The organism is Bradyrhizobium sp. AZCC 1719, assembly GCF_036924525.1.
GTDB lineage: Bacteria > Pseudomonadota > Alphaproteobacteria > Rhizobiales > Xanthobacteraceae > Bradyrhizobium.
The window spans coordinates 5566927-5581105 of sequence record NZ_JAZHRU010000001.1; the positions used below are offsets into that span (position 1 = coordinate 5566927).

Genomic DNA, 14179 nt, shown 5'->3' on the forward strand with positions numbered 1-14179 from the left:
CTTACTCCGTGCCTTCCGAGCGGAAGATGGCGATCGAGATCGCCTTGCCCTGCGAAATGTTATAGCCCTCGATCCGCTTCGCTACGTTGTAGCGCAGCCCGATTGCTTCAGCACGCTGGACGAAGGCGCGCTCCGTGCGCCATTCAACCAGCGCGAAGCGGCAACTGCCCTGCCCGAGGAAATCGGCCGCGCCGGATCCGTCGGTGAGCAGCGTGCCGGTACCGGTCATGAAGACGAGGCTCGGCTCATGAAAGCCCGCGGCTGCCGCCTTTGGTCCGACGCAGACCACGTTGCGAAGCGCGCGCGCGATCTCAGCGCTTGGAAACATGGCAGTCAGCGACGGCATGACAATGCCGTAGATTCCGACCGCCAGAAACATCGCCGCGACCACGGCATTCAACAGCGAGCGCTCAGCGCGGCTGTCCTCGAACATCCACCACGCGATCAGGCCGAAGATCATCGCCGCCGCCAGGAAGGGCCAGGCCGGAAATGCCGGGTAATGCGTCAGCTTGATGGCGCCGATGACGGCGATCACGGCTGCCCCCGCCGGAATGACAAACCACCAGGCCGCACCGCGCATCAGCCAGGAGCGCGACAGCACGCGGCGCTCCAGCGCGCCGGCGGTGAGGATCGCAATCGCCGGATAGAGCGGCAGCACGTAGTGCGGCAGCTTGGTCAGCACCAGTTCGAACACGATCCATGACGGAACCAGCCACGCCAGAAGATATTGCGCGCCGGGCTCGCGCCGCGCGCGCCATACCGCCGGCGCCGCCATTCCCGCCAGCGCCGCACCCGGCCAGAACGTCACCCAGAACAGCAGCAGATACAGGCCGGGCGGCGCGCCATGGGACTCCTGCGCGCCGAGTTTGCCCAGCATGTCGCCGCCGAGCGAATTGGAGAAGAATGCCTCGCCCGCGCGCCAGAAGATCGCAACGAACCAGGGCAGCACCAGCACCAGCGTCCACATCAGCCCCCAGACCGGGCGCAGCCGCCAAAGCCATGCCGCCGAGCGGTCGAGGATCGCAAGTGCCAGGATGGTCAGCCCGACGAACATCAGGATCAGCGGCCCCTTGAGCAGGATGCCGCCGGCCAGCGCCGTCCAGAAGATCGCCGGCGGGGCCCAGGGCGGACGCGCCGGATCCTCGCCACGCTGCCAGGACAGATACACCCGCGCCATTGCCCCCATCGCGGCGACAACGGTCAACAGCAGCATCGCGTCGGTTTTGGCCAGCCTTGCTTCGGCGCCGAGCAGGACGGAACTGCACATCATCAGTGCTGCCAGCGCGGCCCCGCGCCGCGTGACAAAGGCGAGCGCCGCCCAGTAGGTCAGGAGAACCGCGCCGATAGCCCCGATCAGGGAGGGAATCCGGTAAAGCCAGATCCGCAACTGCGCGCGCGGCAGGCCGAGCGATGAGGCGGTTTCGACCACGGCGGCCTGCAGCCAGTAGATGCCGACCGGCTTCTTGTAGCGGACGTCGTCCTGGAAGCGGATGTCGACGAAATCGCCGCTTTCGACCATCTGCTTGGTCGCCTGCGCAAAGCGCGCCTCGTCGCGGTCGATTGCCGGAATGTTGAAGAATCCGGGCAGGAAAAGCACGATACCGCAGAGCACCAAGAACACGATGGCGCGAAAATGGTTCGCGGTGGCATAGTCGAACACAACGGCCAGCCTGCGGCCAGAATGCGCAGGTTTTACAGGCTGTTGGCCCGCTCCAAAGCGTGGGGGGTGCAAGGTTTCCACCATGCTGCTCGCATACGATGAAACCGCACTGCAAACAACACCGCAAAACCCCTAAGTCGTGGTCATCAGGTGGCTTTTTCCTTACTGGACCCGAATGACCACAGTGTCGGCCGCGCCGGTCGCGTCGATCACCGTCAGCCGGGCAAAGCCCGGTCCGGGCGGATCGACCAGCCGCTGCCGCCGGCTGTCGATCTCGCCGACCGAGGCGCCGTTCACCATGACGGTCAGCGGCAGCACGCCACCGGCGACCTTGACCGGCATCGCGGCGGCCTGCCCGTCGCTTGAACGGTCGACGTCGATGCGCGACCCGTTCAGGGGAAACTGGATGCGCGGCGCACAATCGGTGCCGGTCCGGATCAGTTCGCCGACCGGACGGAACCGCCGCAGTGGCAATGGCAGTTTGGCGTTGCTGGCGATCAGCGCACCTTTCGGCGACTTCGGCAGCGCCGCCGGGATTTTTCCGGTGCGCGCAAAGGCGTCGAACAGGATCGGCGCGGCGGCGGTGCGGCCGACCAGCCCCGGCACCGGCGCGCCGTCGGGACGCCCGACCCACACGCCGATCGTGATGCGGCCATCGAAGCCGACCGACCACGCGTCGCGATAGCCGTAGCTGGTGCCGGTCTTGAACGCGATTCTGTTGTGCACGCCGTTTTCCGGCGGCGGCGTGCCAAGCAATACGTTACCGACCTGCCAGGCGGCGGCCTGGTCCATCAGCCGCAGCGGCTCTCGCTCGTCCCTGGTGAGCACGATCTCGCGCAGCGGCCGCGCCGCGCCCAGCCGCGCCAGCCCGGCATAGAGCTGCGCCAGGTCCTGCAAGGTGACGCCGACGCCGCCAAGGCCCATCGCAAGGCCCGGCGCCTCGTCCTTCGGCAGCACGAGGTTGCCGCCGGCCTGCTTCAGCCGTGACGACAGCCGGCTGGAGCCGACGCGGTCGAGCAGCGCGATCGCTGGCACGTTCAGCGAGAGTTGCAACGCCTTACGCACCGGCACGGTGCCCTGGAACATCATGTCGAAATTTTCCGGCGCATAGGAGCCGAAGCGGATCGGCCGGTCGTCGATGAGGCTTTCGGGGTGCACAAAGCCATCCTCGAAGGCGAGCCCGTAGATGAACGGCTTTAGCGTCGATCCGGGCGAGCGCACCGCGCGGGTCATGTCGACCTGCCCGGCGCGGCGCTCGTCGAAATAATCCGCCGAGCCCACACGCGCCAGCACGTCGCCCGTTTCGTTGTCGACCGCGATGATAGCGACTGAAATATTCGACCCCTGCGCCACGGTACGGTCGCGCGCCAAGGCCTCCAGCGTTTTCTGCAAGCCGGAATCCAGCGTGAGCTTGATCAGCGGCGTATCTTTCACCGTCGCCATCGCGGCATCGGAGGAATGCGGCGCCAGGATCGGCATCGGCTTGCGCAGCCGCGGCACCGCCACCGCCTTGGCCTGCGCCGCGTCCTCTTGCGACACGACGCCATCCTCGACCATCCGTGCCAGCACGCGGTCCCGCGCGACGTGGGCGGCTTCCGGATGACGGTCGAGCCGGCGGCGCTCCGGCGATTGCGGCAGCGCGACCAGCAGTGCGGCTTCAGCGAGCGAAAGCCGCTTCGGCTCCTTGCCGAAATAGGCAATGGATGCGGCGCGGATGCCTTCGAGATTGCCGCCGAACGGCGCCAGCGCAAGATAGAGATCGAGGATTTCGTCCTTGCTCAGTTGCCGCTCGAGCTGGACCGCACGCACCATCTGGCGCAGCTTTGCGTAGACCGAGCGCTCGCGCCGCGGCTCCATCAGCCGCGCCAGTTGCATCGTAATGGTCGAGCCGCCGGAGACGATGTGGCCGCGTGTGACGAGTTGCAGCGCCGCCCGCCCCAGCGCCAGCGGATCGACGCCGCCATGCGACCAGAACCGCTGGTCTTCATAAGCGAGTAGCACCTTCAGATAGCCGGGATCGACCGCCGCCTTCGCATCGACCGGCAACCGCCAGCGTCCGTCGGCCATCGCATAGGCGCGCAGCAGCTTGCCGTTGCGATCGACGATGGTGGTGGAGACTTTGCGCGCCTCTTCCAGCGGCAACGGACCCAGCGAGTAGACCCAACCCGCGAAAGCGGTCGTGATGACGACGAGGGTAAAGGCCAGCGTTACGGCGATCCGGAAAAAGCGGCGAGGCCCAATACCACCGTCATGCCCGGGCTTGCCCGGGCATGACGATTGAGATTGTGGTGACACCGCGTCGCTCATCCCACCATCGCTCATTTCGCCGGACGCACCTCGACCGAGCCGGTGCCGGTACGGCCGTAGCGCGAGGGGTTGTACATGTCCTCGACATAGGCCTGCGGCAGCACGTATTTGCCGGGCGAGACCGCGCGCACGATATAGGCCACCGTGAACACCGACTGGTCGTCGCTCGCCCGCTCGATCGCCGCGGTGAAGCGGTCGTCGCGGAACTCAGTATGCTCCGGCTCCTCGCCGTCCTCGATCCAGTCCAGCGTGCCGCTATCACCCGACGACACCAGGCGCGGGTTGTCGATCTCGAGACCAGCCGGCAGATAGTCGGCCACCATGATGTGCCCGCGTTCCGGCTTGGCCTCGGTGATCTTCAACACCACCGCGAAGCGATCGTTCTGCTTGGCCTTGGTGACGTCGGCGGGCTTGCCGTCGAGTGTGAAGTAATTGCGCTCGATCTTGAAGCCGCTGGAAGCTGCCGGCTCGGGGGTAACCGGCGAGCCCGAGACCGAGACCACCGCCTGCACCGGTGCATCGCCGGTATTGGTGATCTTGACCGGCTTGCCGGCCACCGCCTCGGCCTTGTAGCTGCGATAGACGGCGGCCTTGACCGGCGATCCATCGATATCGAGTGCCAGCGTTTCCTTCGACAGCGCCCGCGCGGCCAGCACCATCCATGCATTCTCCTGCGTGGAGGTGTAGGGCGTCAGCCCGCGCGCCGCTTCGACCCGCTGAACGGCCTGCGTCAGTGTCGCCCGCGGTGCGTTGCCTTCGCTGGCGAGCGAGACCAGCGCCGCCGCGTCGCGCAGTGCCGAGCCGTAATCGACGCGGCCGAACTCGAGCACCGGTTTTGGCGCCAGCGCATCGAGTGCCGCCGCGTAGACCCGTTCCGCCCGCGTCTTGTCGCCGACCAGCGCCAGCGCCGCGGCAAGCTGCGATTTCGCAATCGGCGTTGCGAGATTGCTCAGCTTGGTGTCGGCGAGATAGCGGAGATCGCCGATCGGCGCTGCGCCATTGCGGGCGAGCACGTAGAGGCCGTAGGCCAGATCGCGGCCGCCGTCCTTTTCCGGCTCGTTGGCATTGACCACCGAATTGCGGATGCGATCCAGCGCGTTCTTGAACAGCACGTCCGGCACCGCAAAGCCCTTTTCGCGGGCCCGCGTCAGGAAGTCCGTCACATAGGCATCGAGCCAGGCGTCTTCGCCGCCCGCCGACCACAGGCCGAACGAGCCGTTCGAGCCCTGCCGCGCCAGCAGCCGCTCGATCGCGTCCTTGATGCGCTGGTCGACGGCGGTATCCATCGCCAGGTGCGCGCCGGCAGCGAGATCATTGACATAGAGCAGCGGCATCGCGCGGCTGGTGATCTGCTCGGAGCAGCCGTGCGGATAACGATCCAGCGCTTTCAAAATGGTCGCCGCATCGAGTGCGGTGGACAGGCCGACCGACAGCGACACGCTGCCGGTGCCCGAGACCAGGTCGGAGAACATGTCCGACGTCAGCGTCAGGCTTTCGCCTTTGGCCAGTGTCCGTATCGAGCGTCGCGCCAGCACCTGCGTCGCCGCCTTGACGTCGAGCGCATAATGCCGCGCCAAGGCCAATCCGTTCGGGCCCTTGACGTCGACGTCGAGATTGGCGGTACCGGCGCCGCCGGCATCGAGCGCCAGCGACATCGAGGTCCGCTGCTTGGCGGCGAGTTTGACCGTCGTGGTCGGATTGCCCGTCACCTTCACGGGTCCCGACGTCTTCACGCTGATGCTGTAGTCGCCAGGGGCGCCCTCGACATTGTCGAGGTCGAAGCTCATGGTGCCCTTGTCGCCATTGAGCAGGAAGCGCGGCAGCGTCGCCGTCAGCACGACGGGATCGCGCACCGTGACATCGATGGTGGCGCGGCCAAGCTTGGTCGCGTTCCACGCCACCGCCATCACCCGCGCGGTGCCGGCGAATTCCGGAATGTCGAAACTGATCTCGGCGGTGCCGTCGGCGCCAACCGTGACGATGCCGGAATAGAGCGCCAGCGGCTTCTGCGTGGGCGGCGAGCCCTGCAGTTCGGCGCCGGCGGAATCGCCGCCGGTCCTGATCTGGCCGCGCGTGCCGTGCATGCCGTCGATCAACTGGCCGTAGAGGTCGCGGATTTCGGCAGTCAGGCGGCGCTGGCCGAGATAATAGTCATCGGGCGCCGGCGGCTTGTAATTGGTCAGGTTGAGAATGCCGACATCGACCGCGGCAACCACGACCTTGGCGTCCTCGCCGGGATTGAGCCCGCCAAGCTTGACCGGAATCTTCAAGCTGGTGCCGGGCCGAACCAGCGGCGGCGGCGACAGCGCGACCTGCAGCGTACGCGCCTTCTTGTCGATCCCGAACCACTTCAAGCCGATCGCCCTTCCGGGCATCCGCAACGCCGCCGCGTCCAGCGGTCGCCGCAGCGTCGCCAGCACATAGGCGCCGGTGCCCCAATCCTTGCCGACGGTCAGTTTGACCTGCTGGGTGCCTTCCTTGACGTCGACGATCTGGGTCGTCAGCAATCGGTCGCCGAGCACGTTGACCGTCAGCTTGCCGGCCGTGCGGGCATTGACCGACACCACCATGGTATCGCCGGAGGCGTATTCCGGCTTGTCGATCGAGGTCTCCAACAAATCAGGCGTATCGGCGCTGCCGTCGGAATACCAGCCGACGTCGAACTGCACCGAGGTGATCGGGCCATCCGCCTCGTTCGATTTGACGTCCAGGCGATAGCGGCCGGGCTCCGGCGCGACCGACACCCGCGCCGCCTTGTCGGCTGTGAGCGTCAGGTCGCCATCGGCAACGCGTTTGGTGGATTTGACCGGCTCGTATTCCCAGGACGAATGCTGCCGATACCACTGATATCGGGACTCCATCTTCAGGAGTTCGTAGCGCAGGCCGTCTCGCGACAGTTGCTTACCGTCCGGGCTGACGAAGACCACGTCGAACTCGGCCTTGTCGCCTTCAGCGACGCTCTTGTCGCCGAACAGCGGCTTGATGCCGATCAGGGCCGCGGTCGGCGCCACGGGGAGCACCAGCTTGCGCTCGACCGCGCGGCCGCCGGTCTCCACCATCCGGATGAAGATCTGCGCCTCCTGCGGCTGGGTCGAGGTCGGCGCCTTCGCCAGCGACACCGGGAAAGTCGCCACACCGTTGGCGTCGGCCTCAGGCAGGTTCTCGATCGGGGTGCGCTCGTTGGAAGCGGTTTCCTCGTCCTCCACGCCGAACTGATAGCCGGGATAGCCGGGCCGCCCGGAGGCTGCGGGGGCGACCAGCATGTCGCCTTCGAGCTGCAGGCCCGACGCCGGCGCACCATAAAGGAACTTGCCAGCGACCTTCAGTTCAACCGGAGTCTCAGCCTTGATCACCTTCTCCTTGGCCGAGACGTCGAATTCGATCCGTTCGGGGATGTAGTCCTCGACCATGAAGGTGGTCTCACCGACGGACGAGCCCTTGGGGTCGGTAAAGGCGCGCACCCGCCAGGTCCCGGTCGGGACCGCCGAATTGAGCGGCACGGCCATGGAGCGGCCGCCCGCACCCTGGTCGGGGAGCTGGGCCCGGCGGAATTCGACGCCGTCCGGCCGCTCGATCACCAGCGTCAGCGGCCCGCCGGCCATGGCGTTGCCCTGCCCGTCGCGCAGCAGCGCGGTCAGGTAGACCGTCTCGTTCGACCGGTAGACGCCGCGCTCGGCATAGACGAAGGCGTCGGCGCCGGGAGGCACCACCCGCCCCGACACGCCGCGGTCAGTGAGATCGAAGGCATTGGCCTTCAGGCTGAGGAAGGCGTAGTCCGCCTTCTCGCTCATCACCGTCAGCAACGCCGGCGACAGCCCGCCCTCGCCGCGCGCAAGCCCCGCCTCGAAAAGGACGTGGCCGGCATCGTCGGTCTTGCGGGTGGCCAGGATCTCGTTGTTGCGCGCCACCAGACGTACTTCGGCCCTCGATACCGCTTCGGTCGAAGCCAGCGAATTGACGAAGACATGGATGCCGTCATTGCCGGAAAACGCTGTTAGCCCCATGTCAGAGACAATGAACCATTGCGTCGCCAGAGTGCCGTCATCGTCGCTGCTGCTGCCCGGGCCCTTGGCGGCGGCCGTCATCACGTAGACGCCGGGTTGCAAATCGCCGAGCGCCTGGTCGACCGGGAAAGCTGTCACGACATCCTGGTTCAGCGTGGAGGCGGTAGCGAGCTCGCCGGACCAGACCTTGACGCCGCGCTCGTTGCCGAGATCGGAGAGCTGATAGCTGGAGAGCGTCTTCTGAAAATCGCTGTCGACCACTGTGCTGATCAGGTTACGGTCGCCGATCCGGAACACATTGACGTTCACCGAAGGCGTATTGACGCTGACCAGCGGAATGCCGCGCTGGCCGGTGCGCGGCAGCACATAGGCGCGGCCGGTGAAACGCACGAACGGCTTGCGGTCGCGGACGTAGACGTTGAACTCGGCCGATTTCGGCAGGCTCTCCTTCACCGTGGACGGCAGGCCGGCGCGCAGGTTGATGTTGTAGCGCTCGCCATGCTTCAGCCCGTCGACGCAGAGCTGCTTGCCCTCGCTCGTCAGCGCCGGCTTGTCGGTGCCGGCCAGCGCCACGAAGGGCGCGAAATCGACCCGCTTGGCGAGGTCTTCGGAGAACTGGAAACAGGCGCGCGGCGAGGCGCCGTCGGAATCCACGGTATAGTCGAGCAGCCGGAAGCCATGCTGGTCCCGCATCTTCTCGTACTGGCCGCGGACCTCGGCGACCTCGCGCATATCGAGCGACAGCCGCAACGCATCGAGCGCCGGACGCCACAGCTTGCGCTCGGACATCGCCCTGCCGAGCACGGCCAGCGCATCGGCCTCCTCGGCCTGGTTGCCGGCGCGCTGATAGGCGATGTAGGCCGCGGTCGAGGCGCGCTCGTAGAGGAAGGTCTGTTCGCTGGAACTGACGGAGCGGATCTGGAAGATGGTCTTGGCGAGCCGCAGCCAGTTGGCGCTGTCTTCCGGCGTAGTTGCTGCGATCTGGCCGAGGATCTGCAGGCCCACCCGGAAGTCGGCGCGCTTGAAGGCGGCGTCGGCGTCGTTGCGCAGCGTCGCGGAGGACTTGGCCACCGCCCCCGCCTCGCTCTTGATCTGGGCCTCCAGCTTGACGGCCGAATCGGCCAGCTCATCGCGCTTGAACGCCTTGTCCGCGGCCCCCGCCGCCGTCAGGCCAAGCGCCAGCGTGGCGCAAATCACTGTGGCGCGAACCAAACCGATCATGATGGGCTCCTTGCCGCGGACAGATGCCGCGAAACGTCGAAAAATGCGCGAAAAGGTGACGGACTGATGGCGGTGGCGAAGGCTTGCGGAAGGGTCGCATGCATGGCTTAGGCAGTCCAAACGGTCGCGGGCCGTCCCATAGCAGACGGTCAGCGGGGAGGCATGTATATTGGGGCAGGCCCGAGGCTACGGCCCGCCGTCTGGCTTTGTCGCACCCTTGAGGAAATCGGTTCGACCGTCTTGGCGGGAAGGCGGATTTTTCATATTGGCAGTGCTAGAAAGGCTCAAGGCGGCGAGGCCGCCCCGACGGTCCCATAGCTCAACTGGATAGAGTAACGGATTTCTACTCCGTGGGTTGCAGGTTCGAATCCTGCTGGGATCGCCACTACCATTTCGCGCTTTTCCGCAATTTCGACTTCATTCTCGTCTCGGTTTAGATTCTCGGCTTATGATGCCGGCCAGCGATTGCTTCCGTCGCCCTGACAAAGGATGCGGACGTCATGCCAAAAAAGGGAATCACCGGCCACGACGAGTGGGTTGTCACGGAAGCGCTGGCGACGGCGCTGGTCGCACTTGAGCAGCTCGAGCCGACCCAGCAGTCGCGCCAGCAGATGGACGACATCCGGAAACTCCTGGCGGCAAATTGTCAGCCTGGGACCATCAACCTGCATCTCGCCCAGGCTAAGTGCCGGCTGAACCCCCATGCCGATCGCGCCATCATCTATCGCGAGTACGGATTTCAGGACTGGGAAGTCTGAACGGCGAGCGTGCTACCTGCTGGAACAAGCTCGGAGCGCTGGTGTTCTGTCGTAGGGAGAGGACCGCGACAATTCTGTGCGGAAGGCTGGGAGGATATTAGGATGAAACTACCGCACGCACCCGCCGCGGCAGCTCTGACGATTTTGGCCGCGACGATCGCCCTGCCCGCGCCCGCCCGCGCTCAGACCTATGATCCCAACTATCCCGTTTGCCTGCAGGTCTACCAAGGCTTCGTGGACTACTATTTCGAGTGCCACTATCGAACGATGGCGCAGTGTCAGGCGTCGGCATCGGGCCGCTCCGCGCAATGCGTCGTTAACCCGTACTATGCCGGGCGCGGCAAGCGCCAGAAGCGGTACCAGTCCTACTGAGAGTCGGCTCGCTTCGACGGGGCGGCGCTCGGCGTGGCTCCCGCCTCGCCGCTCCCGCCCCCTGTTCACCAGCCGTAGCTGCCGAGCGCCAGTGGCCTTCGTTGCGCCTTAGCCGTTCGCGTCGTGTCGGACTGCAGGCAGCGCCGGGCCGCTTCGATCTCGGCATCGCTCGCGCCCTTGCTCCGTGCCCAGTGCTCCGCGGCGGGCGCACTGTATTTCGCCACGTAGTAGCGCACGACCGGACACGAAATTCGACGCAAGACACCGGACTGGTCACTCGCAAATCCGGCGCTTGATGTACCCAGACACAGCGCCAGCACACATATCCAACGTAAGGCCATGTGATTCCCCTCTCTGTGTCAGAGGGCCATGGCTTTCAGCGACGCATCAAGCCCGATTGTGAGTTCCGTCAACGGAACGGTCGGGGCTGTGCTTAAGCCGCAACTATTGCCGTCGTGACGGCGTCGCTCCGCCCGTGAACGCGACTTTCTACGACCGTTAAAATTGATTGTTTACGAAAAAGACCGAACCTGATTGCCGCCCGGGAGGAATACGCTAGCCTCTGCTTGCCAGAACGAGCGTGAACCGTTGGTAGCTCAGATGGAATTCGAACGCCGATCTGTCGCAAGGACGACGATTTCAAAAAGCGCGTTGCTGTTCTTTGACGCTCAGCGCGGTGTATTCACCTGCCGCGTTCAGGATGTCACGAATTCCGGGGCTGGAATTGAACTCCACGACCTCAACCTGCTGCCACTGAATTTCGAATTGACCTTCGATAATTTTCATAACGTTCGCGAATGCCGCGTGATCTGGCGGCAAGGCGACTTCGTCGGTGTTGCGTTTCAAAACTGATCGATCTGCGGCCAGGCCGCCATAGCGCAGGACCGCAGCAGGCAAAACAGGCTTGAAGACAAAAGAGTCTTGAAGACAAAAGTATCTTGGAGACAAAACAGCCTTGGAGGATGGAACTAACAGCGGGGCTCCGCGTCGAATCCATGCTTCGGTTCCACTGGCACGCAAGCTAATGACGGGCGAGCTGCCTTCGCGTATCGTTTGCGCTCGGGTCGTTTGGAGTTTGCGACGGGAGTTCGAACATGTCCTGGGATCGTCCGTTCGCTCAGCCTGTGCCGCTCCCGAAGGGGCCGCCAGCGCAAACCCTGCGAGATGCCGCCGACTACATCAGGACCCTTCCTCAGCCCGAACGCGACCGTCAGGAATGGCGGCTTGCCGTCCAGATGCTTATTGATGCCGCCGAAGATCGTGGACCCGTGCTGTTCGCGCGCATGGGAATTGTCAGGGCCTTTGAGACGAGTATTGAAACGACGCTCAATGCGGAGTCCCAGGATCCCCGCCAGGCAAGCTGAAAGAAAGCAAAGCTGAAGGGAGACCGTGACGCCGGCATCTGAGCCAAGGTCGGCGTCACACAGATGGTGCCGGAGAGCATGAAGACGCTTCAAGCCCGGCAGCTCCAAATCGAACGAGAACTCGCGCTCGCAGGCGAAGTGCAAGGCACCCCGCTGCCGAACGACCGTCGGCCTGCCTAGGCTACATTCCTAATTCGGAAATCATCGATCCGCTTGCCGGACTTCAATTTTGCAAGGAGCCAGCGAGGTGTCTTCCCTCGGCCTGCCCACGTCTCGGACGGCCGATCGGGATTCCGGAATTTCGGAACGACCGTTGGATACGGACGCCGCCCTGTCGATGATTTCGTGCGCTCGGCTTCGACGACGCCCTTGAGTTGCTTCAGGCGATCTTCAAGGAGACGTTTCTCTGCAAGCAGAGTCGTTGCCAGCCTGGCGGCTACTTCTTCGTGGAGTGCCCACAGCTCATCCGTGGACATTGATTTAAAGTCTTTCCGGTTCACGACCGTCCCCAATCATGATTCGATGGTTGTCATCGTTGGTTGCAAAACATGAGTAGAATAAGGCCGATTTAGAACCTCCTTCGGGCAGAAAAGTTCCATCCCCTTTGGCATCGTGACACGACACAACCATAACGGAATCTGCTCGAAGGTGCACCAAGAAGCTGCGCCAAATTTTTTCTCCGCAGGTTGCAACTGTTGATTGATTCAGACGCAGAGCCCGCGATGATTTGAAGCTAACCGCCTCTCGTTGACGGTTCCCTAATCGCGACTGCTTCGCGAGCGGCGGCTCTCTGGCAAGTCATTACAGATTTGCGCCGGAACGGCGGCCTTTCGGCCGGGTGAAGGGCGGTGCCCCGCCCGCAAATCATCAGGAAGCGCCGGCGGCGGCGACCATCTGTGACTTTTGTCCTGCGCGATTAGGGTGCCCATAATAGCCGAGCGCTCGTCTCCCTGGGGTAGGCGATAGGAGCGGCACCCGGCTATTCGGGCCGCGCGGCGGTGCGGCCTGAACAGGAACTCATTTATGATTTAAAGGAACTTTAAAAAGCTATTGAATCATAACGATTTTGTCGGAACGCAAATCGCGCCGCATCAGCACCGGGCTTGCCGCGGAACCGGAACGACGGAAACGGCCATGAATAGCCCTGGCATGAGGAAACGTAACGCTCTCGACACGTTTCCCCCTGTCTTGTGAATGAACGGCCGAGCGCGGGGGCCCCTTGAGTCTGCCACCACCCGAATTCGATCGCGACGAGGCGCTGGTGTGTATGGCGCTGGCGTTCTGCCTGGCCGGTGCATCGACCAGCATCATCTACCGGCTGCTGGGTTAAGGGGGTGCGGACGGATCAGTGAGCCACTGTGCGCATGCCAACGAGCGCGTGGCGCGCTTTTGGTTTTGCGATGTGATGGTGCCGATGAAGCGAGGTAAGCCGCGGCTCAAGTGCTCGCGGTCAGGAGTAGACGAGGCCCGGAGTGCCTAGGAGTCCGGGCCTCGTGGCCTCCAGTGGTAGCGCTCGTCGTGATGAACGAACGCCCTGCCCCCCGCTGCAAGCGACGGCGTTATAGATCGGCGTTACGTGCACAGCCAATCCGTACGAGTACGGTGAGCTGGCGCCCGCGCGGGTCGCGCGTAGTCTCCGGGCCGGCGATCACTGCATTCCGTCCCGTTCCAAAGGCGAGATCTGCGGCGAGCTACGCCAAGCGCCGCCATTCGCCTGCCTCTACCGCTTATCGAACGGAATGTACTGGTGATACTCTTTCGGCACTGAGCTCCGGTAACGCGCAGGCACCGTGCCGCGGTCGATCGAACGGTCGATCTCCTGCTGCCGGGTCATCTTGGCCGGTTTCTTTTTCTTCGGCGCCGCCTTTTCCTTTTCGGCCGCGGCGGCTTCCGGCGCGGCGGGGGGCGACGTTGCCGTTGCGGCAGTGCCGCCAGCCGGCGCGCCTTGCGCCAGCGCGACGGCCGGCAGGAGGAGGAGAGCCGCCGCCGACGCGGCCAGCACAAGACGAGACGGCTTTGGCATGGAAAACTCCAGTTCTGGCCTGCTCCGGTTCCAGCCAGATCCTATTACGTCCGTAACCGTCCGCACACCGGGATTTTGGCGAGGCGGACGGGCATGGACCGGCTATGCTTGACCCGGCTGCAGGTCGTGAAAACGTACGCGAGCCGGCTGCACTGCCAGTCCGGACCAAGCGCGGCACTCAAGACCGGCTCCGGCCTGGACAGGCCGGGCGCAAAGAAACCGATGGCGCAGGCCAGTGAGATGATGGCGGCGGCGAGAACAAGGTTCTTGCGGGTCCACCAATTGTGCGGCATGGCGGTCGCTCCTGTTTCGAAAGCGCGGAGCATAGGATCACTCCACCCGCAGTGCCTGTGAACGGCTTCACATTACACGGATTTGTGCGCGAGCCCGATGGACGCGGAAATGGGTATAACTGGCGCAAATCCGTTGCGCGCGCGCAACGCTTGATCGACACTGCCCGCTCGGGGCGA

General features: G+C 64.5%; 11 protein-coding genes and 1 tRNA gene. 5 read left to right on the forward strand and 7 right to left on the reverse strand.

Annotated features, from left to right (window positions below):
- Position 1: 1 nt before the first annotated feature.
- The 3 genes from V1292_RS26220 to V1292_RS26230 all read right to left on the reverse strand — a co-directional run bounded on the left by V1292_RS26220 (position 2) and on the right by V1292_RS26230 (position 9192).
- Complete coding sequence (locus V1292_RS26220; RefSeq protein WP_334375521.1) at positions 2-1744, reverse strand: ArnT family glycosyltransferase; 1743 nt, start codon at positions 1742-1744, stop codon at positions 2-4.
- A 78-nt stretch (positions 1745-1822) separates the two neighbouring features.
- Positions 1823-3967, reverse strand: coding sequence for a penicillin-binding protein 1C (pbpC, locus tag V1292_RS26225; RefSeq protein WP_334375522.1), 2145 nt, complete (start codon positions 3965-3967; stop codon positions 1823-1825).
- An 11-nt stretch (positions 3968-3978) separates the two neighbouring features.
- Complete coding sequence (locus V1292_RS26230) at positions 3979-9192, reverse strand: alpha-2-macroglobulin family protein (protein WP_334375523.1); 5214 nt, start codon at positions 9190-9192, stop codon at positions 3979-3981.
- 308 nt (positions 9193-9500) lie between these two features.
- Here V1292_RS26230 and V1292_RS26235 point away from each other — a divergent pair.
- From V1292_RS26235 to V1292_RS26245, 3 genes are all read left to right on the forward strand, one after another.
- Positions 9501-9577, forward strand: a tRNA-Arg gene (locus V1292_RS26235).
- 115 nt (positions 9578-9692) lie between these two features.
- On the forward strand, positions 9693-9950 hold the full coding sequence (locus tag V1292_RS26240) for a hypothetical protein (protein WP_334375524.1): 258 nt from the start codon (positions 9693-9695) through the stop codon (positions 9948-9950).
- 102 nt (positions 9951-10052) lie between these two features.
- The gene (locus tag V1292_RS26245; protein ID WP_334375525.1) at positions 10053-10322 is read left to right on the forward strand and encodes a DUF3551 domain-containing protein; all 270 of its coding nucleotides are present in this window, start codon (positions 10053-10055) and stop codon (positions 10320-10322) included.
- 65 nt (positions 10323-10387) lie between these two features.
- On the opposite strand, the gene V1292_RS26250 is transcribed toward V1292_RS26245, so the two are convergent.
- The gene (locus V1292_RS26250; RefSeq protein WP_334375526.1) at positions 10388-10663 is read right to left on the reverse strand and encodes a hypothetical protein; all 276 of its coding nucleotides are present in this window, start codon (positions 10661-10663) and stop codon (positions 10388-10390) included.
- Positions 10664-10922: 259 nt separating this feature from the next.
- On the opposite strand from V1292_RS26250, the gene V1292_RS26255 reads away from it, so the two are divergent.
- Positions 10923-11174 (forward strand): PilZ domain-containing protein, encoded by a 252-nt coding sequence (locus tag V1292_RS26255; protein ID WP_334375527.1) that lies wholly within the window; start codon positions 10923-10925, stop codon positions 11172-11174.
- A 242-nt stretch (positions 11175-11416) separates the two neighbouring features.
- Entirely contained in the window at positions 11417-11686 is a 270-nt protein-coding gene (locus V1292_RS26260) for a hypothetical protein (RefSeq protein ID WP_334375528.1), read from the forward strand.
- A gap of 176 nt (positions 11687-11862) precedes the next feature.
- On the opposite strand, the gene V1292_RS26265 is transcribed toward V1292_RS26260, so the two are convergent.
- The 3 genes from V1292_RS26265 to V1292_RS26275 form a co-directional block, all read right to left on the reverse strand.
- Positions 11863-12186 (reverse strand): H-NS histone family protein, encoded by a 324-nt coding sequence (locus V1292_RS26265; RefSeq protein ID WP_334375529.1) that lies wholly within the window; start codon positions 12184-12186, stop codon positions 11863-11865.
- 1220 nt (positions 12187-13406) lie between these two features.
- On the reverse strand, positions 13407-13709 hold the full coding sequence (locus tag V1292_RS26270; protein WP_334375530.1) for a hypothetical protein: 303 nt from the start codon (positions 13707-13709) through the stop codon (positions 13407-13409).
- A 44-nt stretch (positions 13710-13753) separates the two neighbouring features.
- On the reverse strand, positions 13754-14002 hold the full coding sequence (locus V1292_RS26275; RefSeq protein ID WP_334375531.1) for a hypothetical protein: 249 nt from the start codon (positions 14000-14002) through the stop codon (positions 13754-13756).
- Between the last annotated feature and the right edge of the window lie 177 nt (positions 14003-14179).